General features: G+C 70.2%; 19 protein-coding genes. 11 read left to right on the top strand and 8 right to left on the bottom strand.

Annotation, left to right across the window (positions count from 1 at the left end):
* Positions 1 to 292: 292 nt before the first annotated feature.
* The 4 genes from ABT004_RS29525 (at position 293) to ABT004_RS29540 (ending at position 5,920) form a co-directional block, all read left to right on the top strand.
* Positions 293 to 1,555: an ABC transporter substrate-binding protein gene (locus ABT004_RS29525; protein ID WP_351342747.1), complete on the top strand. Its 1,263-nt coding sequence runs from the start codon at positions 293 to 295 to the stop codon at positions 1,553 to 1,555.
* A 22-nt stretch (positions 1,556 to 1,577) separates the two neighbouring features.
* A complete protein-coding gene (locus ABT004_RS29530; protein ID WP_351342748.1) occupies positions 1,578 to 4,244 on the top strand; it encodes an ABC transporter permease subunit in 2,667 nt (888 codons plus the stop codon).
* The gene (locus tag ABT004_RS29535; RefSeq protein ID WP_351342750.1) at positions 4,241 to 4,975 is read left to right on the top strand and encodes an ABC transporter ATP-binding protein; all 735 of its coding nucleotides are present in this window, start codon (positions 4,241 to 4,243) and stop codon (positions 4,973 to 4,975) included. The genes ABT004_RS29530 and ABT004_RS29535 overlap by 4 nt, the downstream gene beginning before the upstream one ends.
* 66 nt (positions 4,976 to 5,041) lie before the next feature.
* Complete coding sequence (locus tag ABT004_RS29540; RefSeq protein WP_351342752.1) at positions 5,042 to 5,920, top strand: aldo/keto reductase; 879 nt, start codon at positions 5,042 to 5,044, stop codon at positions 5,918 to 5,920.
* Between the two features lie 61 nt (positions 5,921 to 5,981).
* Here the strand turns inward: ABT004_RS29540 and ABT004_RS29545 are convergent, their stop codons facing one another.
* The 3 genes from ABT004_RS29545 to ABT004_RS29555 all read right to left on the bottom strand — a co-directional run bounded on the left by ABT004_RS29545 (position 5,982) and on the right by ABT004_RS29555 (position 9,942).
* Entirely contained in the window at positions 5,982 to 6,905 is a 924-nt protein-coding gene (locus ABT004_RS29545; RefSeq protein WP_351342754.1) for a class I SAM-dependent methyltransferase, read from the bottom strand.
* Positions 6,906 to 7,018: 113 nt separating this feature from the next.
* Positions 7,019 to 8,896 (bottom strand): rhamnogalacturonan lyase, encoded by a 1,878-nt coding sequence (locus ABT004_RS29550; protein ID WP_351342755.1) that lies wholly within the window; start codon positions 8,894 to 8,896, stop codon positions 7,019 to 7,021.
* A 44-nt stretch (positions 8,897 to 8,940) separates the two neighbouring features.
* The gene (locus ABT004_RS29555) at positions 8,941 to 9,942 is read right to left on the bottom strand and encodes a helix-turn-helix transcriptional regulator (RefSeq protein WP_351342757.1); all 1,002 of its coding nucleotides are present in this window, start codon (positions 9,940 to 9,942) and stop codon (positions 8,941 to 8,943) included.
* 50 nt (positions 9,943 to 9,992) lie between these two features.
* Here ABT004_RS29555 and ABT004_RS29560 point away from each other — a divergent pair, with 50 nt between their 5' ends.
* On the top strand, positions 9,993 to 10,475 hold the full coding sequence (locus tag ABT004_RS29560) for a hypothetical protein (protein ID WP_351342759.1): 483 nt from the start codon (positions 9,993 to 9,995) through the stop codon (positions 10,473 to 10,475).
* 479 nt (positions 10,476 to 10,954) lie between these two features.
* Here ABT004_RS29560 and ABT004_RS29565 read toward each other — a convergent pair whose 3' ends face one another.
* Both ABT004_RS29565 and ABT004_RS29570 read right to left on the bottom strand, forming a co-directional pair.
* Positions 10,955 to 11,665, bottom strand: a complete 711-nt coding sequence (locus ABT004_RS29565) for a class I SAM-dependent methyltransferase (protein WP_351342761.1) — start codon at positions 11,663 to 11,665, stop codon at positions 10,955 to 10,957.
* 92 nt (positions 11,666 to 11,757) lie between these two features.
* The gene (locus ABT004_RS29570; RefSeq protein WP_351342762.1) at positions 11,758 to 12,060 is read right to left on the bottom strand and encodes a 4a-hydroxytetrahydrobiopterin dehydratase; all 303 of its coding nucleotides are present in this window, start codon (positions 12,058 to 12,060) and stop codon (positions 11,758 to 11,760) included.
* Between the two features lie 38 nt (positions 12,061 to 12,098).
* Between ABT004_RS29570 and ABT004_RS29575 the strand changes: the two genes are divergently transcribed.
* Entirely contained in the window at positions 12,099 to 12,887 is a 789-nt protein-coding gene (locus ABT004_RS29575; protein ID WP_351342764.1) for a helix-turn-helix domain-containing protein, read from the top strand.
* Here ABT004_RS29575 and ABT004_RS29580 read toward each other — a convergent pair.
* Positions 12,863 to 13,291 (bottom strand): hypothetical protein, encoded by a 429-nt coding sequence (locus ABT004_RS29580; RefSeq protein WP_351342766.1) that lies wholly within the window; start codon positions 13,289 to 13,291, stop codon positions 12,863 to 12,865. The genes ABT004_RS29575 and ABT004_RS29580 overlap by 25 nt on opposite strands.
* A 180-nt stretch (positions 13,292 to 13,471) precedes the next feature.
* Here ABT004_RS29580 and ABT004_RS29585 point away from each other — a divergent pair, with 180 nt between their 5' ends.
* Genes ABT004_RS29585 through ABT004_RS29605 form a run of 5 tightly spaced genes read left to right on the top strand, consistent with a single transcriptional unit; the run spans position 13,472 to position 21,001 of the window.
* Positions 13,472 to 17,158: a nitrate reductase subunit alpha gene (locus ABT004_RS29585; RefSeq protein ID WP_351342768.1), complete on the top strand. Its 3,687-nt coding sequence runs from the start codon at positions 13,472 to 13,474 to the stop codon at positions 17,156 to 17,158.
* Positions 17,158 to 18,810, top strand: coding sequence for a nitrate reductase subunit beta (gene narH / locus ABT004_RS29590; protein WP_351342770.1), 1,653 nt, complete (start codon positions 17,158 to 17,160; stop codon positions 18,808 to 18,810). Before ABT004_RS29585 ends, narH begins: the two co-directional genes overlap by 1 nt.
* Positions 18,807 to 19,397, top strand: a complete 591-nt coding sequence (gene narJ / locus ABT004_RS29595; protein ID WP_351342772.1) for a nitrate reductase molybdenum cofactor assembly chaperone — start codon at positions 18,807 to 18,809, stop codon at positions 19,395 to 19,397. The genes narH and narJ overlap by 4 nt, the downstream gene beginning before the upstream one ends.
* Positions 19,394 to 20,116 (top strand): respiratory nitrate reductase subunit gamma, encoded by a 723-nt coding sequence (narI, locus tag ABT004_RS29600; RefSeq protein ID WP_351342774.1) that lies wholly within the window; start codon positions 19,394 to 19,396, stop codon positions 20,114 to 20,116. Before narJ ends, narI begins: the two co-directional genes overlap by 4 nt.
* A 21-nt stretch (positions 20,117 to 20,137) precedes the next feature.
* Positions 20,138 to 21,001, top strand: coding sequence for a Sco1979 family transcriptional regulator (locus ABT004_RS29605; RefSeq protein WP_351342776.1), 864 nt, complete (start codon positions 20,138 to 20,140; stop codon positions 20,999 to 21,001).
* A 4-nt stretch (positions 21,002 to 21,005) separates the two neighbouring features.
* Here the strand turns inward: ABT004_RS29605 and dnaK are convergent, their stop codons facing one another.
* Together dnaK and ABT004_RS29615 are read right to left on the bottom strand one after the other, a co-directional pair.
* Entirely contained in the window at positions 21,006 to 22,865 is a 1,860-nt protein-coding gene (gene dnaK / locus ABT004_RS29610; protein ID WP_351342778.1) for a molecular chaperone DnaK, read from the bottom strand.
* 96 nt (positions 22,866 to 22,961) lie between these two features.
* The gene (locus tag ABT004_RS29615) at positions 22,962 to 23,390 is read right to left on the bottom strand and encodes an OsmC family protein (protein WP_351342780.1); all 429 of its coding nucleotides are present in this window, start codon (positions 23,388 to 23,390) and stop codon (positions 22,962 to 22,964) included.
* Positions 23,391 to 23,575: the final 185 nt, after the last annotated feature.

Raw genomic sequence — 23,575 nt, forward strand, 5'->3', positions numbered from 1 at the left:
TGTTTCTCGCCCCACACACAACCCCCCCCCCCCGCCCCCCCCCCCCCGGGGGGCGGGGCCCCCCCCCCCCAACCTCAGCCCCATCGGCGTTGCGCTCACGGGGCTCCGCCCCGGACCCCGCTCCTCAATCGCCGGAGGGGCTTGATTGGCTCATCCGCCCCGGAGCTTGAACGGCTCGACCGGCACGAGGGCTTGATCTGCTGACGGGTCGTCAAATATAGGCGTCCCGGTTATTGACGGTTCATCAGGTCCCCCACAGAATCACCCTCACTCCGACGGAGGGGGACCGACCGTGTCGCGACCGATCCGCGCCATCACCACCACCGTGGCCGCGCTCCTGCTCGCCACCGCCTGCAACTCCACCGCCAAAAGCGGCAACAACACCGCTGGCGGCCAGGGGAGTTCGGTCCGCGGCGTGAGCAACGACCGCATCAAGGTGGGCGGCATCGTCTCCATGACGACGTCGAGCGGCTACAGCAAGAAGGACACCGACCTCGGCGCGCAGGCCCGCTTCGACCGGGCCAACGCCGAGGGTGGCGTGAACGGCCGCACGATCGACTACCTGGGCGCGGAGGACGACGGCCAGGACCCCGCGAAGAACCTCGCGGCGGCCCGCAAACTCGTCCAGCAGGACAAGGTGTTCGCGATCTCGCCGATGAGTTCGGTGACGTTCTCCGGGGCGGACTTCCTGCAGAAGCAGAAGGTGCCGACGTTCGGCTGGGGCACACTCCCGTCGTTCTGCGGCCCGACGTACATCTACGGCTACGGCGGCTGCATGGTGCCGATGCCCGGCGGCACCATCTCGCAGACCTGGCCGGAGGGGCTGAAGAAGGTCACCGGCGGGGCGGAGGGCAAGACCGTCGCGATCCTCGCCAACGACAACGACGCCGGCACCTTCGCCATCCGCACGTACAAGCAGTCCTTCAAGTCGGCCGGTTACAAGGTGAGTTACGCGAAGGCCACGGTCCCCGCGACCGCCGTGCCGAGCGACTGGTCGGCCTACACGAAGGAGTTGCTGCGCAGCGACGGCGGCAAGGCGCCGGACGTGGTCGTCTCCGTGATGCAGACGCCGTACAACATTGGCCTGTTCACGGCCGTCAAGCGCACCGGGTACAAGGGCGTGCTCACCGACCCGACGGACTACGACCCGGGTCTCCTCGCCAAGAAGGCGACGAAGCAGGCGCTCGACGGGGTGCACGTGCTGCTGTCCTTCGAGCCGTTCGAGGCGTCCACGCCCGGGATGAGGCAGTTCAAGGCCGACATCAAGAAGGCGTCCGGGGGCAAGGAGATTCCCCTCAACATGCACATGATGACGGGGTACATGAGCGCCGATCTCTTCCTCTCCATCGCGAAGAAGGCCGGGAAGAACCTGACGGTCGAGTCGTTCCAGAAGGCGGCGAACGGCTTCTCGGACACCGGGACGCTCGTCGGTGACCGGGCGCTGCCGCGCGGGCGCACCGAGTCGTTCGGCTGCGGGGCGCTCGCGCAGCTGAAGGACGGGGCGTACCGGGTGTCGTCCTCGTTCAAGTGCTATCCGCCGATCCCCTTCAAGTAGGCCTACAGGGACGGGTGTTCACGTGACGGATCTGCTTGCCTTCGTGCTGAGCGGGCTCGTGTCGGGTGCGCTGTACGCGCTGCTCGCCACGGGGCTCGTGCTCTCCTACTCGGCCTCCGGCCTCTTCAACTTCGCGCACGGCGCGACCGCCTATCTGTGTGCGCTCGCCTTCTACGAGCTGCACTCCGGCTTCGGCTGGCCCGCCGTGCCGACGGCGCTGCTGCTCGTCCTCGTCGTGGCTCCCCTGCTGGGCTGGGGGCTCGACCGGATGATGTTCCGGAAACTGGCGCGGGTCGGGGAGACCGCGCAGATCGTGGCGACCATCGGGCTGCTCGTCGCGCTGCCCGCGCTGGGCCTGTGGATCGTCGAGTTGTTGGAGGACGCGGGCGCGCCGGTGAAGCCGGCGGAGAATCAGTTCGGGCTGCCGGGTGTCGGGCCGAGTCCGGCGAAGAACTGGCAGCTGATGGACGGGGTCGGGATCGACTCGGACCAGCTGATCACGTGGGTGACGACCGCCGTCGTCGCGCTCGGGTTGTGGATTCTGCTGCGTCATACGGCACTTGGGCTCAAGTTGCGGGCGTCCGTCGACAACCGTTCGCTCGTCGAGCTGCGCGGGATCAGCTCCGACCGGCTCTCCTCGGTGGCGTGGATGCTGTCCTCGGTGCTCGCGGGGCTCGCGGGCGTCCTTGCCACTCCCCTGCTCGGGCTCTCCTCGCACGACTTCACACTGTTCCTGTTCGTGTCGGCGACTGCCGCCGTGCTCGGCCGCTTCATGTCGATCCCGCTGGCCTTCGCGGGCGGGCTCGGGCTCGGGGTGCTGCAGAACCTGGTCGCGGGGTACGCCACGTTCGCGGAGAAGATCACCGGGTTCCGTACGGCGGTGCCGTTCCTGATCCTGTTCGCCGGGCTGCTGCTGCTCACGCGGCGGCAGCGCACGGCGGGCACGGTGGCGAGCGACGCGCCGCCGGTGGACTTGTCCGCGGGGCGTTCGTGGCTGCGGCGCTGGGGGCCGTGGGCGGCGGCGGCCGTGCTGCTCGCCGTCGCCTTCTACACGGTGACGACGCCGTTCTGGAGCGGGATCCTCGCCCAAGGGCTGGCGATCTCCCTCGTGTTCCTGTCGTTCACCGTCGTCACCGGCCTCGGCGCGATGGTGTCCCTTGCGCAGGCCGCGTTCGTGACGGGCGCCGCGCTCGTCGCGGGCCTGCTGATGAGTCACGGCGTGCCGTTCATCTGGGCGGCGCTCGCCGGGACGTGCGCCGCGGCGCTGCTCGGCGCGCTCGTGGCACTGCCCGCGCTGCGGCTCGGTGGCCGCTCGCTGGCCCTCGCCACGCTCGCGCTCGCCTTCCTGGCGGACCAAGTCCTGTTCCAGCTCGGCTGGTTGAGGAACGGCGACACCGGCTGGGAGATCCCGCGCGCCGTCGCGGGCCCGCTCGACCTCGGCGACGACCGGGCGATGGGCGTGGCCATGGTCGTGCTGTGCACGGCGGCCGTGGCGGGGTTGAGCGCGCTGCGCGGTTCACGGGCGGGCCGGGCCATGCTCGCGGTGCGCTCGGCACCGGCCGCGGCGATGGCGTCCGGCATCTCGGTGATCCGCACGAAACTGCTGCTGTTCACGATCTCGGCGGGGCTCGCCGGGTTCGGCGGCGTGATGTACGCGTCGTACAACACCCGTATCACCGCGACCGACTTCACGGCGATGACCGGGCTCATCTGGCTCGCCGTGGTGGTCGCGGCGGGTGTGCGGAGGCCGCAGTTCGCGGTGGTGGCGGGGCTGAGCTTCGCCGTCGTACCGCATCTGATCAGCGACTACCTGACCGAGTCGGTGCAGCTCCCGGTGATCCTCTTCGGTCTCGCGGGCCTCGCGCTCGCCAACGATCCGGACGGCTACTGCGCCGCGATCCCGGCCCGCCGCCACCGCCGCAGGACCGCCACCGCGAACGTCGTCCACGACGTGCCCGCGCCGACTCCCGACCCCGATGCCGCGCTCCAACTCGCGGGCGTACAGGCCGGATACGACGGCGCCCGCGTCCTCCAGGGCGTCGACCTCACGGTCCGCCCCGGCGAGATCGTGGCACTCCTCGGCCCCAACGGCGCCGGGAAATCGACGACGTGCAAGGTCGCGGCAGGCCTCATGACACCGCTCCAGGGCGAGGTGTACGTCGCCGGGGACGCGGCGGGCCGACAGGGCGCGGTCCGCCGGGCGCGGGCCGGGGTGGTGCTCGCGCCGGAGGGCCGCGGCATCTTCCCGTCCCTCACCGTCGACGAGAACCTGGCGCTCCAACTACCTCAGCAGAGCGACCGGTTGACGGTCTACGAGCGGTTCACCGGGCTCGCGGCGCGGCGCGACGTCACCGCGGGCTCGCTCTCCGGCGGCGAACAGCAGCTCCTGGCGCTCGCCGCGCTGCTGCACCGCCCGCCCCGCGTCCTCATCGCCGACGAGCCCTCGCTCGGCCTGGCGCCGCGCGTAGCCGACGAGGTGTACCGGCTGCTCGCCGAACTCCGCGACGCGGGCACGGGGTTGCTGCTCGTCGAGGAGAAGGCGTCGGAGATCCTCGGCGTCGCGGACACCGTGGCGTACCTCGCGCAGGGCCGCGTCACCTGGTGCGGGCCGCGCGAGAAGGTCGAGGCCGAGCGGCTCACGGAAGCGTACCTCGGGATCGCGGCGACCAAGGAGGCCGAACACTCATGAGTCACGTACTCGAAGCCGAGAACATCGGTGTGCGCTTCGGCGGTGTACGGGCCCTCGACGGGGTGGGCCTGCGCCTCGCGCCCGGCGAGGTCTGCGGGCTCATCGGGCCGAACGGCGCGGGCAAGACGACGTTCTTCGACGTCGTCTCCGGGATCCACGGGCCCGACGCCGGCCGGGTGCTGCTCGACGGCGCGGACGTCACACGGCGTTCCCCCGTCTGGCGGGCCAGGCACGGAATGCGTCGCACGTTCCAGCGCCAGCAGCTGTTCGGGCAGCTCACGGTCGCGGACAACCTGCTGGTCGCGCAGGAGTGGCGGCGCGGCGGGGCCGACGACGAGCGGGCGCGGGCCCTCCTGCGCGACTGCGGCCTCGACGAGCTCTCCGGTACGTACGCGGGGACGCTGCCGGTCGGCCGGGCCCGGATGCTGGAGCTGGCGCGGGCGGCCGCCGACCGGCCGCGCGTGCTGCTGCTCGACGAGCCCGCCTCCGGCATGACGGCGCAGGAGCGCGAGCTGCTGGCGACGACGGTGCGACGCCTGGCCGGGGACGGCTGCGCGGTGCTGCTCGTCGAGCACAACGTGGCCTTCGTGATGGAGCTGTGCTCACGGGTCGTGGTGCTCGATCTGGGTTCGGTGCTCGCCGAGGGGACTCCGGAGGTGATCCGGGCGGACATGCGGGTACGCGAGGCCTACCTGGGGACACAGCCCCCGGCGCGAAGCTCTCATACCTGACTGTCATGCTGGTGTCACCCACAGGAATGCGTGTACGCCCGTGATCGTTGACCATGGGAGTACCGCATGTGCAGTGCCACCCATCACCGGACGAAAAAGGATCGACACCTCGTGAGCAAGGTTCCCCCGATCATCCTGAACAACGGCGTCGAGATGCCTCAGCTCGGCTTCGGCGTGTGGCAGGTGCCGGACGACGAGGCCGAGACCGCCGTCACGACGGCGCTGGAGGCCGGGTACCGCAGCATCGACACCGCCGCGATCTACGGCAACGAGGAGGGCACCGGCAAGGCCATCGCCGCGTCCGGTGTGCCCCGCGAGGAGCTGTTCGTCACGACGAAGCTGTGGAACGCCGACCAGGGCCACGACTCCACGCTGCGCGCCTTCGACACCTCGCTGGAGAAGCTGGGTCTCGACTACGTCGACCTGTATCTGATCCACTGGCCGCTGCCGTCCAAGGGCCTCGCCGTGGAGACGTACAAGGCCTTCGAGAAGATCCAGGCGGACGGGCGCGCCAAGTCCATCGGCGTCTCCAACTTCCTGCCGGAGCACCTGGACAAGCTGACCGCCGAGACCTCCGTGATCCCGGCCGTCAACCAGATCGAGCTGCACCCGCACCTCCAGCAGCGCGCCTCCCGCGAGCGGCACGCGGAGCTGGGCATCGCGACCGAGGCCTGGTCGCCGCTCGGCCAGGGCAAGGGCCTCCTGGAGGTCCCGGCCATCATCGCGATCGCGCAGAAGCACGGCCGCACACCCGCGCAGGTCGTGCTGCGCTGGCACATCGAGCTGGGCAACGTGGTGATCCCGAAGTCCGTGACGCCGTCGCGGATCAAGGAGAACATCGACGTGTTCGGCTTCGAGCTCGACACCGAGGACCTCGGCGCGATCTCCGCGCTCAACGAGGACCGGCGGCTGGGCGGGGACCCGGCGACGTTCGACGTGGCGTAACACCTCATGAGAAGGGGGCCCGGCACGTGTGCCGGGCCCCCTTCTCGTGCGCGTACGCTCCTCAGCCCGCCTTGACCGCCGTGTGCACGGTGTGCGCTGTCAGCAGGAAGACGTCGTCGCGCAGGTACAGGCTCTGCGAGTCCTTCGGGTCCATCAGGCGCTGCATCGTCGCGATGTCCTCGGCCGGGAGGGCCTCCGCGAAGACCTCCAGGCGGCGCTTCCACAGGTCGACGACGGTCTCGCGGGCCTCGCCCGAGAGCGGTGCGGGCAGGTCGAGCAGGAACGTGCGGCTGACCGCGTTCGTCAGTCCCGCGTCGGTCAGCAGCTCCGCCCAGTTCTCCGTGTCCTGCTTGGCGCCGGGCAGCTTCGCCCGCATGTCGCCGAACCACTCCTCCTCGATGGCGTCGGCCCGTGCCTGGAGGCCGGGCCTGCCGAGGCCGAAGTCGCGCGGCAGGCAGCGCTGCGGCAGACCGCCCTCGACGAGCGCGAGGGTACCGCCGGGCGCGAGCCGCCCCGCGAGCGCGGCGACCGCGGCCCGCTGGTCGCCCACGTGGTGCAGGGAGCGGGCGGCCCAGATGAGGTCGGCGGACGGCAACTCGTCGATGCTGTCCGGGAGTTCGACCCGCAGCGTGCCCGTCCGCCCGGCGATCCCCTGCTGCGCGAACCGCTCCGTGGCGCGGGCGAGCAGCTTCTCCTCCGGGTCGGCCGCGATGACGCGGGCCTCGGGGAAGGCCTCGGCGAGGTGCAGCGAGACGGCCCCGGGGCCCGCGCCCGCGTCGACGATCAGGCCGGTACCGGCGGACCGGGACGCGCGGAGCCAGGAGAGGGCCTGCGTGTAGAGCGGCTCGTACACGGAGGCGTTGCGCTCCAGCATGGGGATCATGTCGGCCCAGTCGATGTCCGTGTGGTCGTGGTGACCGTGCTCGCCGCGCTGACCGTGCTGCTGCTCGCCGTGCTCTTCGTGCTGGTGGTGGCCGTGTGCCATGTCGGGTGTCGCCGCCCTTCGTGCCCGTGTGTCGTCCGTCGCCCCCAGGGTGCGCGGACGACATACGGACAGGCAAGCCACCTTGCCGAGTCGGCAATATCGGCCGGTTCCGACTACGGCAGCCGGGGTGTCGTCACCGCGGGCCGCGGGGCCGTCGGCATCTTGTCGCCGATGAAGAAGCTCGGGTGCGGAGGCTGGTTGTAGGCCGTGTTCTGCCAGGCCAGGGCCGTGCGGTACTGCGTGTCGTGGAGGAGCGTCGTGATGCGGGTCGAGGTCTGGACAGGCGTCGAGTAGACGCGCAGCGCCGTGTTGTCGGTGGTCGGCCAGACGACTTCCTCGCGCCAGTCGCCGAGGATGTCACCGGAGAGGGCGGGCGTCGCCTTCGTGCCGTTGTTGGAGTGGACGCCGGAGCCCGTCAGGAGGCGGGTGTCTGAGGACGTGCCGTACTTGTCGATGTGTGTGCCGTCGAGGAGTTCGCGGGTGGTGTCACCGTCCCACCAGGACAGGAAGTTGGTGGAGGACGGCTTGTGGGAGTTCACGACCGTGCCCTTGGTGTCACGGACGCCGGACTCCGCCGAGGACCAGGACTCGGCGCCCGCGCTGCCGGACCAGATGTCACCGGACACACCACGGCCGTTGTCACCATTGGTGCCTGTCTTCCAGATGACACCACCGGTCTTGGCGTCGGCCATCCAGGAGGACGGCTTGGAACTGTCCTCGTCGACCTTGAACTCCTCCAGGCCGGGCCGCGAGGGATCGAGGTCGCCGACGTGCATGGCGTCACCGTGGCCGTTCTTCGTCGTCCACAGCGCGGACCCGTTGTCGTCCACCGCCATCGCGCCGTAGACGATCTCGTCCTTGCCGTCACCGTCGACGTCCGCGACGGACAGCTGGTGGTTGCCCTGACCGTCGTACCCCTTACCGGAGTTGGTGGACGAGTCGGTGTCGAAGGTCCAGCGGCGGGTGAACTTCCCGTCCCGCCAGTCCCAGGCCGCGATGACGCTCCGCGTGTAGTAGCCGCGCGCCATGACGAGCGAGGGACGGGCGCCGTCGAGGTAGGCGGTGCCCGCGAGGAAGCGGTCCACCCTGTTGCCGTACGAGTCTCCCCAGGAGGACACCGTGCCGCGCGCGGGCACGTAGTCGACGCTGCCCATGGCGGCGCCGGACTGCCCGTCGAACATGGTCAGGCACTCGGGCCCGGACAGCACGTACCCGCTCGAATTGCGGTGGTCCGCCGAGGAGTTGCCGAGGACGGCCCCCTTGCCGTCCTTCGTGCCGTCGGACGTCTTCATGGCGACTTCGGCCTTGCCGTCGCCGTCGTAGTCGTACACCTGGAACTGGGTGTAGTGGGCGCCCGAGCGGATGTTCCTGCCGAGGTCGACGCGCCACATCCGGGTGCCGTCGAGCTTCATCGCGTCGACGATCGTGTTGCCCGTGTAGCCGGACTGCGAGTTGTCCTTGGCGTTGGTGGGCTGCCACTTGAGGACGAATTCGAGGACGCCGTCGCCGTCGAGGTCGCCGACGGACACGTCGTTCGCCTCGTAGGTGTAGGAGACGCCGTCGGGGGTGGTGCCGCCGGCCGGCGGGGTGATCGGTACGTCCTTGTAGCCGGAGCGGAGCTGGATGGCGTGCGCCGAATCGGCCTGCTCCGTGCCGTTCACGACGGCCCGCACGGTGTAGTCGGCGGAGCTGGGAGCGCCGTCGTGGAAGAAGTTCGTGGAGCCGGTGACCAGTGCGGAGTTGACCTTCGTACCGGCGCGGTAGACGTTGAACGCCACGTCGTCCGGGTCGGTGCCGAGCCACCTCCAGCTGACCAGGTTCCCGGCGTCGGTGTGCACGCTGACCAGGCCTCGGTCCAGCTTCTCGGCCTGGCGGGCGGTGGCGGCGGAGGCGTTGTCGTCGGGCAGCAGCGTCAGGGCGGCGCCGGCGAGGGTGGCGGCGGTTGTGGCGGCGAGGAGAAGGCGGCGGCGTCTGCGGTGGGAGCGGGGCATCGGGGCTCCTGGGGGGGGATGGGTTGACGTCTTCTTACGAACCGTCAGTTGCCGCCGTCCGCAGATGGGTTGCCGGTCTCCGTGCCCGCGTACACGCGCGCGAGCGCCCGCGCCGTCGCCGCGATCCGGTCACGCAGCTCGGCCGGTTCCAGCACCTCGATGTCCGCGCCGAGGCGCAGGAACTCGTCGTGCGCGTGGCCGACAGACTCGATGGGCAGCCGGGCGCTCAGCCTGCCGTCGGCCTCGGTGCGGCCGGTGGCGCGCACCGCACGCGCTGCGGCCCCTGTGAGCCGGTCGGCCGCGCCGGGATCGAGGCGCACGACGGCTTCGGCGGTGTGCAGGCGCCGGTGGAAGTCCGTCTGGTACGCGGCCCAGAACGCGGCCAGGTCGAACCCCTCGGGCGCAGCGAACTCCTCGCCCGTCGTGCGGAGTTCGAGGATCTGGTCGACGCGGTAGACGCGCGGGCCGCCCGCCCCGGCCGACGCCACGACGTACCAGCGGCCGGCCTTGAGCACGAGCCCGTACGGCTCCAACCGCCTTTCCACGTCGGTCGGTTCCCGCCAGCGCCGGTATGTGACGTGCAGCGCGCGCCGGTTCCACACCGCCTCCGCCACCGCGGGCAACGCCTCGGCGGTGCCGTCGTCCTCCGCGTACCAGCCCGGCGCGTCGAGATGGAAGCGGGCGCTGATCCGGTCGGCGTACGGGCGGAGTTCGGCGGGGAGCGCGGCCCGCACTTTCAACTGGGCGGCGGCGAGTACGGGCCCGAGCCCGAGGTCGGCGGCCGGCCCCGGTACCCCGGCGAGGAACAGCGCCTCCGCCTCACCGGCGGTCAGCCCGGTGAGCCGGGTGCGGTATCCGTCGACGAGACGGTAGCCACCCGCGTGCCCGGAGTCCGCGTAGAGCGGGATTCCGGCGGCGTGCAGCGCCTCCACGTCCCGGTAGACGGTGCGGACGGACACCTCCAGTTCGGCGGCGAGTCGGTCGGCGGTCATCAGGCCTCGGGTCTGCAGCAGAAGCAGGATCGAGACGAGGCGGCTGGACTTCATGAGCACTTCACTGACACAGGATGTCAGGGAAGCGGTCCTACCGTCCCGGCATGGCTTTCGAGGAGAAGTACCTGACCGTGCCGCCGCCCGTGGAGGTGGCGGGCCGCCGCATCAAGCGCTACCACGTGACAGCCGACCCGAAGGGCATCGCGCCCGAGGTCGCGGAGGCGGCGTACGCGATCCTGCCCGAGCTGCTGCCGGAGCCGGACGGCACGCCGCCCGCCGCATTCGTCGTCCTGCACCGCGGCGGCGACGACGGCGCGTACCTCAACGCGTACAGCTGGGCGTGGGACAACGCCTTGCACTTCCGGGGCGCCGCGGCGGGCCAGCCGGCGCTCGGCTGCCCGGACCGCGACCCGACCCACTTCGTCCTGCCGGACCGGCAACTGATCGGCTGTGTATGGGAATTGCCACCTCTCCTGCACGAACGGGACGCGTGGGTACGGCACCTGCTGGCGCCGGAACGCCCCGACCTGGACGCGTACGTCCGCGACACCTTGCCCGCCGGCACGACGGGAGACCGCGACCGGTGACGACGACCGCGCACGACTTCGACTTCCTCTTCGGCGAGTGGGACGTCGCCCACCGCCGCCGTGCCGACTTCCTCGACCCGGACAGCGACTGGGAGGAGTTCACCGCGAGGAACCACTGCTGGAGCCTGTTCGGCGGCGCCGCGAACATCGACGAGATGCCGGTGCCCGCACAGGGCTGGACCGGACTCACGCTCCGCCTGTTCGACCCGGCGACCCGAACGTGGTCCCTGAACTGGTCCACCGACCGCACCGGCCGCCTCTCCCCGCCCGTGACCGGCAGCTTCGCGGACGGCGTCGGCCTGTTCCACGGGGACGACACACACGACGGCCGTGACGTGCGGGTCCGCTTCACGTGGTCCGGGATCAGCGCGACGGGCGCGCGCTGGGAGCAGGCGTTCTCCGTCGACGGGGGGGAGGAGGTGGCTGACGAACTGGGTCATGGAGTTCACACGGCGGGACGGGCCTGCTCTGGCACCGGTTCAGACCGAGAACGCCAGCAGGGTGTAGACCGGGGCCGGCCGTGCCGTCTGCGGGTCCGGCAGTGCCTCCAGGCGTGCCGCCAGGTCCTCGCCGCCCTTCGCGTACATCCGCCCGGCCCGCACCTCCCGGGCGAGCTTCGCCGGCACCCGGCCCTGGCCGTGGCCGGTGAAGGTGGCGGCGCCGCTCGGGCGCAGGCCGTGCCCGGCTGCGAGCTGCGTGATGCGCGCGGTGGCGTCGCTGGGCGGGCGGCGGCCGGCGTGGGGGGCGACGAGAGCGCAGATGTCGCTGCCGACGAGGTGTGCCGCGGCCTTGTCGACCGTGGTCACGAACACGCCGCCGGGGCGGAGCACGCGGGCGGCCTCGGCGACGACGGGTGCCGCGTCGTCGAGCAGGTGCAACAGCCAGACGGCGGTGACCGCGTCGAACGTGCCGTCCGCGCTGGGCAGTTGGCGGGCATCCGCCTGGAACGCCGCGCCGGACAGGCGGGGGGCGGCGGCCCTCAGCATGCCGGCGGCGCGGTCGACACCGATCGGGCGCAGGCCGGTCCTACTCATCTGCCGGGTGACGATTCCGGTGCCGCAGGCGAGGTCGAGGAGCGTGCGGGCGGCCTCTGGCAAGAGTCCGAGCACGGCTTCGGCGGCTGCCTGCGCGCGCGGCTCACCGCCGCGGGTGGCGTCGTACCGCTTCGCTTCCTCGTCGTAGTCCAGCACGCGGGGACTGTAGCCCAAGAGAGGCCCCCACCCCGCCCCTTCCCGAAACCGGGGCTCCGCCCCGGACCCCGCTCCTCAAACATCGGAGGGGTTTAATCGGTGTGCACCGCTGCCAGCTTCTCCACCCGTTCCGCCAGCGCGAAGTCCTTCGCCGTCAGTGCCCCGGCCGCGTCGTGGGTGGTCACCGCGAGGGTCACCGTGTTGTAGCCGAGGGTCAGGTTCGAGTGGTGGTTCAGGTCCTCCTGGGTCTGCGCGATGTGCACGACCAGCGCCGTCGCCGCGAAGTGCGAGCCCAGGCGGTACGTGCGCGTGAGCGCGCCGTCTTCCACGGACCAGCCCGGCAGCTCGGCGAGGCGGTCTTCGATGTCCTTCTGGGAGAGCGGTTCAGTAGGCATGCCTCCAGCGTGCCACCGGATCCGGTTACGGTCTCCTCATGACGTCAGAAGTGGGTGCCCTGCTGCGCGGCTGGCGGGAGCGGCGCCGGGTCAGCCAGTTGGAGCTCGCGTTGCGGGCGGAGTCGTCGGCGCGGCACATCAGTTTCGTGGAGACGGGCCGGTCGCGGCCCAGCGAGGGCTTCGTCCTGCGGCTCGCCGAGCACCTCGACGTACCGATGCGGGAGCGCAACAGCCTTCTCCTGGCAGCGGGTTACGCCCCGCGGTTCAAGGAGACCCCGCTGGACGACCCCTCGCTCGGCATGCTGCGCGAGGGACTCGACACGCTGCTGCGCGGCTACGAGCCGTATCCGGCGTTCATCGTCGACGCGACGTTCAACGTGATCGCGGCGAACGGCGGCATCGCCCTGCTGATGTCCTCGGCGCCCGAGCACCTGCTCACGGAGCCGCTGAACGCGATGCGCCTCACCCTGCACCCGGAGGGCCTCGCGCCGCGGATCAGGAATCTGCGCGAGTGGCGGGGGCATCTGCTGGCGCAGATGGAGCAGCAGATCGCGCTGACCAGGTCGGAGCCGCTGCGGGAGCTGTACGAGGAGGTGGCGGCGTATCCGCTGCCGCCGGACGCGGCCGGGGACGAACCCGTCGCGCCCCTTCTGCCGTACTTCGCGCTGCCAATGGTGATCGAGCACGAGGGGCATGTGCTGTCGTTCGTGTCGTCGATCTCGACGTTCAACACGCCGCTGGACGTGACTGTCGCCGAGCTGGCCGTGGAGACGCTGCTCCCGGCCGACCCGGCGACGGCCGCCTACCTCCGGTCGTCGCTGGGCTGACCGCGCAGCGCGGCGTACTGGAGCGCCGCGAACGCGGCCACCACCACGGCCTGCAACGACCCGTAGAACAGCCCGGCCGTGCTCGGGTCCAGCCAGGCGAACAGGGCGACGAAGCTGAGCACCGTCCAGGCGAGGTTGACCTCGATCACGGTGCGCACGCCGAGCGCGGGCGGGCTGCTGCGCGCGGCGAGCGCCCCGACCGCGGCGGCGTACAGGACGAGGCCGGCGCCGAGTCCGAGCAGCAGCCCCGGATCGATGCCGAGGAAGCGGCCGATCGGCCCGGCGGCGGCGACGTAGGCGAGGCCGTTGAGGCCGGTGCCGAGCGCGTCGGCGGCGAGCAGGCGGCGCAGCCAGGTGGTGCGGGCCTGCTCGGCCGGTGTGGTGGTGAGCGTGGTGGCGGACATGGGGGTCACCCTCCGTGAGCGGGTCGGTGGCACCACCCTGCCCGCGTCCGGGTGGCGGGTCGATTACGTCCGGGGTAATGGCCGGGCCCCCACGCCGCCTACTCGTACGGATGCGGTCGAGGTGTGGGGCTGACATATCGCCATTAGCGTTCCCAGAACGGGATATCGAGGGAGCTAACGGTGACGGACACGACGCGCACCCCGACCGAGCCGGACGCCGCGCTGCTGCGCGCGGGACGGTTCTTCCGGCGCGGGACGGCGGCGCCCGACCTGCACAGTGTGCAGATCAAGGGCGGCCGGGACGGTGACGTCTTCTATCGGGACCGCTGGAGTCACGACAAGGTCGTGAACTCCACCCACGGCGTGAACTGCACCGGCTCGTGCCGGTGGAAGGTGTATGTCAAGGACGGCATCATCACCTGGGAGACCCAGCAGACGGACTATCCGAGCGTGGGTCCCGACCGGCCCGAGTACGAGCCACGCGGCTGCCCACGCGGCGCCGCGTTCTCCTGGTACACGTACTCGCCGACCCGTGTGCGCTACCCGTACATCCGGGGCGTGCTCGTGGAGATGTACCGGGAGGCGAAGGCGCGGCTTCACGATCCGGTGCTGGCGTGGGCCGACATTCAGGCCGACCCGGAGCGGCGCCGCAGGTACCAGCAGGCCCGCGGCAAGGGCGGTCTGATCCGGGCCACCTGGGACGAGGCCGTGGAGATCATCGCGGCGGCGCACGTGCACACCATCAAGACGTACGGGCCCGACCGGATCGCCGGCTTCTCCCCCATTCCCGCGATGTCGATGGTGTCGCACGCGGCAGGGGCCAGGTTCCACTCGCTGATCGGCGCCCCGATGCTGTCGTTCTACGACTGGTACGCGGACCTGCCAGTGGCCTCTCCGCAGGTGTTCGGCGACCAGACGGACGTCCCGGAGTCGGGTGACTGGTGGGACGCCGCGTATCTGATGATGTGGGGCTCCAATGTGCCGGTGACCCGCACTCCCGACGCGCACTGGATGGCCGAGGCCCGGTACCGGGGCCAGAAGGTCGTGGTCGTCGCGCCCGACTACGCGGACAATGCGAAGTTCGCCGACGAGTGGCTGCACCCGCACCCGGGGACCGACGGCGCGCTCGCGCTCGCCATGGGGCATGTGGTCCTCAAGGAGTTCTTCGTCGACCGGCAGACGCCGTTCTTCACGGACTACGTGAAGAAGTTCACCGACCTGCCGTTCCTGGTGACGCTGGAGGAGCGGGACGGCGGGTACGTGCCGTCGAAGTTCCTGCGCGCCACCGACCTCGGCCAGGGCGGCGAGGGCGCCGAGTGGAAGACGGCCGTGCTCGACGAGGCGACGGGTCAGCCGGTCGTCCCGAACGGTTCGCTCGGCTTTCGCTGGACCGAGTCGGGCAAGGGCAAGTGGAACCTCGAACTGGGCAATATCCAGCCGAAGTTGAGCCTGCACGGTTCGGATGTGGCGAGCGGCGTGGAGGTGCTGCTCCCCCGCTTCGACACCGACGGCGGCACGCACGGGCAGGGCCGCGGCGAGGTCGTGCGGCGCGGGGTGCCGGCGACGCGGCTCGGCGGGCAGGAAGGGCCGCTGGTCACCACCGTGTTCGACCTGCTGCTCGCGCAGTACGGCGTCGGGCGCGAGGGCCTTCCGGGCCAGTGGCCCACCTCGTACGACGACACTCAGACGCCCGGCACCCCGGCCTGGCAGGAGATCCACACCTCCGTACCGGCCGCCAAGTGCGTAAAGATTGCACGGGAGTTCGCGCAGACCGCCGAGAAGTCGCGCGGGCGCTGCATGATCCTCATGGGCGCGGGCACGAACCACTGGTTCCACTCCGAGACCACCTACCGGGGCTTTCTGTCGCTGCTGCAACTCACGGGCTGCCAGGGCAGGAACGGTGGCGGGTGGGCGCACTACGTGGGCCAGGAGAAGTGCCGTCCGGTCACCGGCTGGGCGTCGCTGGCCTCCGCCAACGACTGGTCGCGGCCGCCGCGGCAGATGATCGGTACTGGGTTCTTCTTCCTCAACACCGACCAGTGGCGCTACGACCGGTTCAGCGCGGATGTGCTCGCGTCGCCGCTCGGGAAGGGCGCCTTCGAGGGCATGACGGGCGCCGACGCACTGGCCCTGTCGGCGCGTTCGGGCTGGATGCCGTCGTATCCGACGTTCGACCGCAGTTCGCTCGCGCTCGGTGAGCAGTCCGTGGAGGACACGGTCTCCGAACTCAAGGCGGGTTCGCTGAAGTTCGCGTGCGAGGACCCGGACGCGCCGGAGAACTGGCCGCGCGTGATGACGCTGTGGCGGGCGAACCTGCTGGGCTCGTCCGCGAAGGGCGCCGAGTACTTCACCAAGCACCTGCTGGGCACGCACTCCTCACTGCGGGCCGAGGAGGCCTCCCCCGAGGAGCGCCCCACGACGGTGACCTGGCACGACGAGGCCCCCGAGGGCAAGATCGACCTGCTCACCTCGCTCGACTTCCGGCAGACCTCCTCGACACTGCTCTCGGACGTGGTGCTGCCCGCCGCGACCTGGTACGAGAAGCACGACATCGCCTCGACGGACATGCACCCCTACGTGCACTCGTTCACGCCCGCCGTGGACCCGCCGTGGCAGGCGCGCAGCGACTTCGACACGTTCAAGTCGCTCGCCCACAAGCTCAGCGAACTGTCCGCCCGACACCTGGGCGTACGCAAGGACTTGGTCGCGACACCGCTTCAGCACGACACGCCGGGGGAGATCGCGCAGCCCGGCGGCGTCGTACTGGACTGGCGCAAGGGCGAGTGCGAGCCGGTGCCCGGCAGGACGCTGCCGAACCTCACCGTGGTCGAGCGCGACTACACGGCGATCGGCGCCAAGTTCACCGCGCTCGGCCCGCTCGTCGAGCAACTCGGCCTGCCCGCGAAGGGCATCGTGCTCAAGCCCGACCAGGAGGTCACGGAGCTGCGCGCGAGCAACGGCACGGTACGCGGTGGCCCCGCCGACGGCCGCCCCGCCCTCGACACGGCGGTCAAGGCGGCGAACACCATTCTCGCGCTGTCCGGCACCACCAACGGCCGCCTCGCCACGCAGGGCTTCCACACCCTTGAGGCCCGTACGGGCCAGGAGATGGCGCACCTGTCCGCCGAGCACGAGGGCAAGCGCGTCACGTACGCGGACACGCAGGCCGCGCCCGTCCCGGTGATCACCTCGCCGGAGTGGTCGGGCAGCGAGTCCGGCGGGCGCCGCTACACGGCGTTCACGCTCAACACCGAACACCTCAAGCCATGGCACACCTTGACGGGACGTCAGCACTTCTTCATCGACCACGACTGGATGCACGAGCTGGGTGAGGCGATGCCGATCTACCGGCCGCCGCTCGACATGAACCGGCTGTTCGGCGAGCCACGGCTCGGACCGGACGGCGAGAAGGAGGTGACGGTCCGTTACCTCACTCCGCACAACAAGTGGTCCATCCACTCCGAGTACCAGGACAACCTGTTCATGCTGGCGCTGTCCCGCGGCGGCCAGTCCATCTGGATGGCCCCGCAGGACGCCGAGTCGATCGGCGTCAAGGACAACGACTGGATCGAGGCCGTGAACCGCAACGGCGTCGTCGTCGCCCGCGCGATCGTCTCGCACCGGATGCCGGCGGGCACGGTCTACATGCACCACGCGCAGGAGCGGACCGTGAACGTGCCCAAGGCGGAGACGACCGGCAAGCGCGGCGGCATCCACAACTCGCTCACCCGGCTGATCCTCAAGCCGTCCCATCTCATCGGCGGCTACGCGCAGTTGAGCTGGGCGTTCAACTACCTCGGCCCGACGGGCAACCAGCGTGACGAGGTCACGGTCATCCGCCGCCGCTCCCAGGAGGTCCAGTACTGATGCGCATCATGGCTCAGGTCGCGATGGTCATGAACCTCGACAAGTGCATCGGCTGCCACACCTGCTCGGTCACCTGCAAGCAGGCGTGGACCAACCGCAACGGCATGGAGTACGTCTGGTTCAACAACGTCGAGACCCGCCCCGGTCAGGGCTACCCGCGCCGCTACGAGGACCAGGAGAAGTGGCGCGGCGGCTGGGAGCTGAACAAGAAGGGCGCGCTCAGGCTCAAGGCCGGCGGCCGGTTCAAGAAGCTCGCCGGGATCTTCTCCAACCCCAAGCTCCCGGAGATCAAGGACTACTACGAGCCCTGGACGTACGACTACAAGAACCTCACCGACGCCCCGCTCGGCGACGACTACCCCGTCGCCGAGCCCCGCTCCCTCATCAGCGGCAAGCCGATGAAGATCGAATGGTCCTCCAACTGGGACGACAACCTGGGCGGCGCGACCGAGCACGGCGATCTCGACCCGATGGTGGAGAAGACCCGCGAACAGGCCGCGGAGAAGGTCAAGTTCCAGTTCGAGCAGACCTTCATGTTCTATCTGCCGCGGATCTGCGAGCACTGCCTCAACCCGTCGTGCGTCTCGTCCTGCCCCTCCGGCGCGATGTACAAGCGGGTGGAGGACGGCATCGTCCTCGTCGACCAGGACTCGTGCCGCGGCTGGCGGATGTGTGTCACCGGCTGCCCGTACAAGAAGGTGTACTTCAACCACCGGACCGGCAAGGCCGAGAAGTGCACGCTCTGCTATCCGCGCCTCGAGGTGGGCCTGCCGACGGTCTGCTCCGAGACCTGCGTGGGCCGGCTCCGCTACCTCGGTGTGATCCTCTACGACGCCGACAAGGTGACGGAGGCCGCCTCATCGCCCAACGAACACGACCTGTACGAAGAGCAGTTGGGCATCTTCCTCGACCCCGAGGACCCGGCCGTGCAGCGGGCCGCCGAGGAGGCGGGCATCCCGTACGACTGGATGGAGGCCGCGCGGCGCTCGCCCGTGCACGCGCTCATCAGCAAGTACAAGGTGGCGCTGCCGCTGCACCCGGAGTACCGGACGATGCCGATGGTCTGGTACATCCCGCCGCTCTCCCCCGTCGTCGACGCGCTCACCGAGACCGGGCACGACGGCGAGGACCACGCGAACCTGTTCGGCGCGATCGACACACTCCGCATCCCGCTCGAATACCTGGCGGAGATCTTCACGGCGGGCGACACCAAGCCGGTGCGTGCCTCGCTGGAGAAGCTGGCCGCGATGCGCTCGCACATGCGGGCCATCAACCTCGGTGACCTGCCGGACAGTTCGATCGCCGACTCCGTCGGCATGTCGCCGGTGGAGATCGAGGAGATGTACCGGCTGCTCGCCATCGCCAAGTACGAGGACCGGTACGTGATCCCGACGGCCGCGGTCGGTGACGCGGAGCGCCTCGAGGAGTCGGCGCTGCCGTCGGACACCTGCTCGCTCGACCACGAGGGCGGGCCCGGCATGGGCGGCGAGGGCCCCTTCGGCGGCGACTCCGGGACGACCGTCGCCGACGGCCGCAAGCTGCTGCCCGTCGTCTCCGTCGAGAACTTCCAGCTCAGCAAGGAACGGCAGACCGCCGACAGTACGGACAGCACCCACAGTCCAGACAGCATCGCCAAGGAGGAGACACCATGACCGACCGCACCTCCCTGCTCCTTCAGGCGTCCGCGCTCTGCCTCACGTACCCGGACGAGGAGTTCTACCAGCGGCTGCCGCTGATCCGTGCGGCGGCCCCGCCGCTCGCCCCCTTCGTCGAGCACGCCGAGGCCACGCCGATGCAGGACCTGGCCGCCCACTACGTCCAGGTCTTCGACTTCAAGAACCGGCACAGCCTGTACCTGACGTGGTGGCGCGACGGTGACACCCGGCGGCGCGGCATGTCCCTGGTGCGGATGAAGGAGGTCTACCGGGAGCACGGCATGGAGTTCACCGGCGAGGAACTCCCGGACTTCCTGCCCGCCGTCCTCGAATTCTCCGCGCAGGAGGGCACGTTCCTGCTGGAGGAGAACCGTGCGGGCCTCGAACTGCTGCGGTTCGCCCTCACCGACCACGGCACCCCGTACGCCACTGTCCTCAACGCGGTGTGCGCCGCCCTGCCCGGGGCCTCCCCCAAGGACCGGGCCGAGGCACAGGCCCTGGCACGGTCGGGGCCGCCCCAAGAGGACGTCGGACTCGAACCCTTCGCCCGCCTTCCCCTCCTCGAGACGGAGCACGCCCGGTGAATACGGCGATCTGGGGCGGCCTGCCCTACGTAGCGTTCGTCCTGCTGATCGCGGGAACGATCTGGCGCTACCGCTACGACAAGTTCGGCTGGACGACGCGCTCGTCGCAGGTCTACGAGTCGAAGCTGCTCAACATCGCGTCACCGATGTTCCACTACGGCATCCTCTTCGTGCTGGTGGGACATCTCGTCGGCCTGTTCATCCCGGAGTCGTGGACGGAGAAGGTCGGCGTCAGCGAGCACACCTACCACATGTTCTCGCTGATCGGCGGCACGTTCGCGGGTGTGCTCGCGCTGGCCGGCATCGCGATGCTGGTCTACCGGCGACGCACCAGGGCCCCGGTCCTTCGCGCCACGACGCGCAACGACAAGGTGATGTACGTGTTCCTGCTCGGGGCGCTCGTCCTCGGCATGGTCGCCAAGCTCACGCATTCCAGCGGCACCGGCTACGACTACCGGCAGACCATCGGCCCGTGGTCGCGCAGCCTGTTCACGCTGAGCCCGGACGTGGCGCTGATGGACGGAGTGCCCGTTCTCTATCAGATTCACGCAGTAGTGGGCATGCTACTGATCGCACTGGTACCGTTCACCCGGCTCGTGCATATGTTCAGCGCGCCGGTGCAGTACCTGTTCCGCCCGTACGTCGTTTACCGCAGCCGCGACCCGCGGCGCCTCGGCGCACGACCGGAGCGTCGGGGGTGGGAGCGCACCGGCTCCTAGGCCCTGGGGAGACGTACAAAGGTGAGTGAACGTCGGCCCGCGCCCACCGTGGGTCAGGTCGTCCTCGGTCGTCGGCTGCGTGACCTGCGCGAGGCCCGCGGGCTCAAGCGCGAGGAGGCGGCCCGGCCGCTGCGCGTGGCGAGCGCGACGATCCGCAGGATGGAGACCGCCGAGGTCGCGCTCAAGATCCCCTACGTGCAGATGCTGTTGGAGCTGTACGAGGTGCCGGAGCGCGAGATCGAGGCCTTCGTGGCGCTCGCCGAGGACGCGAACCTGCCGGGCTGGTGGCAGCGGTTCCACGACGTGCTCCCCGACTGGTTCAGCCTGTACGTCAGCCTGGAGGGCGCGGCCTCGATGATCCGCGCCTACGAACCGCACTTCGTGCCCGGCCTGTTGCAGACCGAGGCGTACGCGCGGGCCGTCTTCCACGCCGGCACGGTGGGCCGCTCCCGGCCCGAGGAGGTCGACCGGCACATCGACCTGCGCATGGCCCGCCAGTCGCTGCTCGACCGGGAGGACTCGCCGCACCTGTGGGTCGTCATGGACGAGACGGTGCTGCGGCGCCCGCCCGGCGGCCCCGATGTGCTGCGCGGCCAGCTCGACCGGCTCATCGAGGTGTCCGAACGTCCCCATGTGACGCTCCAGATCGCCGAGTTCGCGTCGGGGCCGCACCCCGGCACGTTCGGCCCGTTCACCCTGTTCCGGTTTCCGGTCAGGGAGCTGCCGGACATGGTCTACAGCGAGTACGTGACCGGGGCCCTGTACCTGGACGCGCGGGACGAGGTCGGCATGCACCTGGAGGTGCTCGACCACCTGGTGGCCCAGGCGGCCGGGGCGGCGCGGACGCTGGAGATCCTGAACGAGGCGCGGGACGCGCTGGGTTGAGCGGTCAGGTCTTGTTGTCGTCGTCCACGATCTCGGCGTCGACCACGTCGTCCCCCGGGGGCGCGTCCTGGCCCTGCGTCGGCGGCGCGTCCTCCTGGGACGACGCGGCCGCCTGATACATCGCCTGACCCATCCGCTGGCTCACCTCGGCGAGTTTGCGAGCCCCCTCGCGCAACTCCTGCGTGGTCGGCTCCTTGGACTCCAGTACGGTCTTCAACTCCCGTACAGAGTCCTCCACTTCGGTCCGCGTCTGGACGGGGACCCGCTCCTCGTTGTCCCGGACGAAGCGCTCCGTCTGGTACACGAGCTGCTCCGCCTCGTTGCGGACCTCGGCCGCCTCACGGCGCGTGCGGTCCTCCTCGGCGTGCGCCTCGGCCTCCCGCATCATCCGGTCGATCTCGTCCTTCGGCAGCGCCGAGCCACCGGTCACCGTCATCTTCTGCTCGCGCCCCGTGGCGAGGTCCTTGGCACCTACGTGCATGATCCCGTTGGCGTCGATGTCGAAGGTGACCTCGATCTGCGGCACACCGCGCGGCGCGGGCGGCAGACCGGTGAGGTCGAAGACACCCAGCTTCTTGTTGTACGCGGCGATGTCCCGCTCGCCCTGGAAGACCTGGATGCCGACGGAGGGCTGGTTGTCGGCGGCGGTCGTGAAGCTCTCCGAACGGCGGGTGGGAATGGTGGTGTTGCGCTCGATCAGCTTCGTCATAACCCCGCCCTTGGTCTCGATGCCGAGGGAGAGCGGGGTGACGTCGAGCAGCAGTACGTCCTTCACGTCGCCGCGGATCACACCGGCCTGGTACGTGGCGCCGACGGCGACGACCTCGTCCGGGTTGACACCCTTGTGCGGGTCCTTCCCTGTGAGTTCCTTGACGAGTTCGGTGACGGCGGGCATGCGCGTGGACCCGCCGACCAGGATCACGTGGTCGATGTCCTTCAGCTCGACGCCCGCGTCCTTGACGGCCTGATGGAAGGGCTTCTTGCAGCGGTCGAGCAAGTCCCCGGTGAGTTCCTGGAGTTGAGCGCGCGTCAGCTTCTCGTCGAGGTGCAGAGGGCCCGCGGCAGAGGCCGTGATGTAGGGCAGGTTGATGTTCGTCTCGCTGGACGAGGACAGCTCGATCTTGGCCTTCTCGGCGCCCTCGCGCAACCGCTGCACGGCCATCTTGTCGCCGGCGAGGTCGATGCCGTGGGCGTTCTTGAACTGCCGCGCGAGATGGTCGACGATCCGCTGATCCCAGTCGTCGCCGCCGAGTTGGGTGTCACCATTGGTGGCCTTGACCTCGATGACACCCTCGCCCATCTCCAGGAGCGAGACATCGAAGGTGCCGCCGCCCAGGTCGAAGACGAGGACCGTCTGCTCGTCGCCCTTGTCGAGTCCGTACGCGAGCGCGGCGGCGGTCGGCTCGTTGACGATGCGCAGCACCTTCAGGCCCGCGATCTCGCCGGCCTCCTTCGTGGCCTGGCGCTGCGCGTCGTCGAAGTACGCGGGCACGGTGACGACGGCCTCGGCGACGTCCTCGCCGAGGTACGACTCGGCGTCGCGCTTGAGTTTCTGCAGGACGCGGGCGGCGAGCTCCTGGGCGCTGTAGCGGTGACCGTCGATGTCACCGGTGTCGGGAAAGCGCCAACTCCCCTCCCCCATATGCCGTTTGACGGAGCGCGCGGTGCGCTCGACGTTCGTCACGGCCTGCCGCTTGGCGACCTCGCCGACGAGCACCTCGGCGCTCGACGACCTGGCGAAGGCGACGATCGAGGGCGTGGTGCGCGCGCCCTCCGCGTTGGCGATGACGGTGGGTTCACCGCCCTCGAGCACGGCCACCACCGAGTTCGTCGTACCGAGATCGATACCTACCGCACGCCCCATGACGCGTCCCCATTTCCGCATTCTCCGCGAAGGCCCGCTCACGTCCGGATCCAGCACAGGGCGTGAGCGGGCCTACGTCAAGAGCGCGGTGGACGCTCAGCCGTCGAGCTTGGCGGCGAGGGTGATCGTCGTGCCGGTGAGGGCCTGGCTCACGGGGCAGTTCTTCTTGGCGTCCTCCGCGGCCGCCTGGAAGCCCTGCTCGTCGAGGCCGGGGACGGTGCCCTCGACGGTGAGGTGGATGCCGGTGATGCCCTCGCCCGGCTGGAACGTGACGTCCGCGGAGGTGACCAGCTTGGTGGGCGGGGTGCCGGCGCCGGACAGGCCGTTGGAGAGTGCCATGGAGAAGCACGAGGAGTGCGCGGCGGCGATCAGCTCTTCCGGGCTGGTCTTGCCGTTCGCCTCCTCGGCGCGGGACGGCCAGGAGACCGGCTGCTGACCGATGCCGGACGAGTCGAAGGTGACGGTGCCGGTGCCCTCGAAGAGGGTGCCTTCCCACACGGTGTGGGCGGAGCGGGTCGTTGCCACGGGGGGTCCTTTCCCGGGTTGGTGGTGTACGTGTGCCGTTCCATCCGATCACATCCGGGGTGGCGGGGTCTTGTTTGCGGGAGCCGTGCTCGCGGTTGCGGGGCTCTGCCCCGGACCCCGCTGCTCAATCGCCGCAGGGGCTGGAAAGATCGCCTCAATCGCCGGCGGGGCTTGATAGATCAAGC

The sequence above is a fragment of the Streptomyces sp. NPDC002790 genome (genome assembly GCF_040295505.1).
Lineage (GTDB): Bacteria > Actinomycetota > Actinomycetes > Streptomycetales > Streptomycetaceae > Streptomyces.

What these genes read in the sequence shown, in the direction of transcription:
- ABT004_RS29535 (WP_351342750.1), top strand. Translation starts at nt 4,241, where the DNA reads ATGAGTCACGTACTCGAAGCCGAGAACATCGGTGTGCGCTTCGGCGGT.
- ABT004_RS29540 (WP_351342752.1), top strand. Translation starts at nt 5,042, where the DNA reads ATGTGCAGTGCCACCCATCACCGGACGAAAAAGGATCGACACCTCGTG.
- ABT004_RS29545 (WP_351342754.1), bottom strand. Translation starts at nt 6,905, where the DNA reads ATGGCACACGGCCACCACCAGCACGAAGAGCACGGCGAGCAGCAGCAC.
- ABT004_RS29550 (WP_351342755.1), bottom strand. Translation starts at nt 8,896, where the DNA reads ATGCCCCGCTCCCACCGCAGACGCCGCCGCCTTCTCCTCGCCGCCACA.
- ABT004_RS29555 (WP_351342757.1), bottom strand. Translation starts at nt 9,942, where the DNA reads ATGAAGTCCAGCCGCCTCGTCTCGATCCTGCTTCTGCTGCAGACCCGA.
- ABT004_RS29560 (WP_351342759.1), top strand. Translation starts at nt 9,993, where the DNA reads ATGGCTTTCGAGGAGAAGTACCTGACCGTGCCGCCGCCCGTGGAGGTG.
- ABT004_RS29570 (WP_351342762.1), bottom strand. Translation starts at nt 12,060, where the DNA reads ATGCCTACTGAACCGCTCTCCCAGAAGGACATCGAAGACCGCCTCGCC.
- ABT004_RS29575 (WP_351342764.1), top strand. Translation starts at nt 12,099, where the DNA reads ATGACGTCAGAAGTGGGTGCCCTGCTGCGCGGCTGGCGGGAGCGGCGC.
- ABT004_RS29580 (WP_351342766.1), bottom strand. Translation starts at nt 13,291, where the DNA reads ATGTCCGCCACCACGCTCACCACCACACCGGCCGAGCAGGCCCGCACC.
- narH (WP_351342770.1), top strand. Translation starts at nt 17,158, where the DNA reads ATGCGCATCATGGCTCAGGTCGCGATGGTCATGAACCTCGACAAGTGC.
- narJ (WP_351342772.1), top strand. Translation starts at nt 18,807, where the DNA reads ATGACCGACCGCACCTCCCTGCTCCTTCAGGCGTCCGCGCTCTGCCTC.
- dnaK (WP_351342778.1), bottom strand. Translation starts at nt 22,865, where the DNA reads ATGGGGCGTGCGGTAGGTATCGATCTCGGTACGACGAACTCGGTGGTG.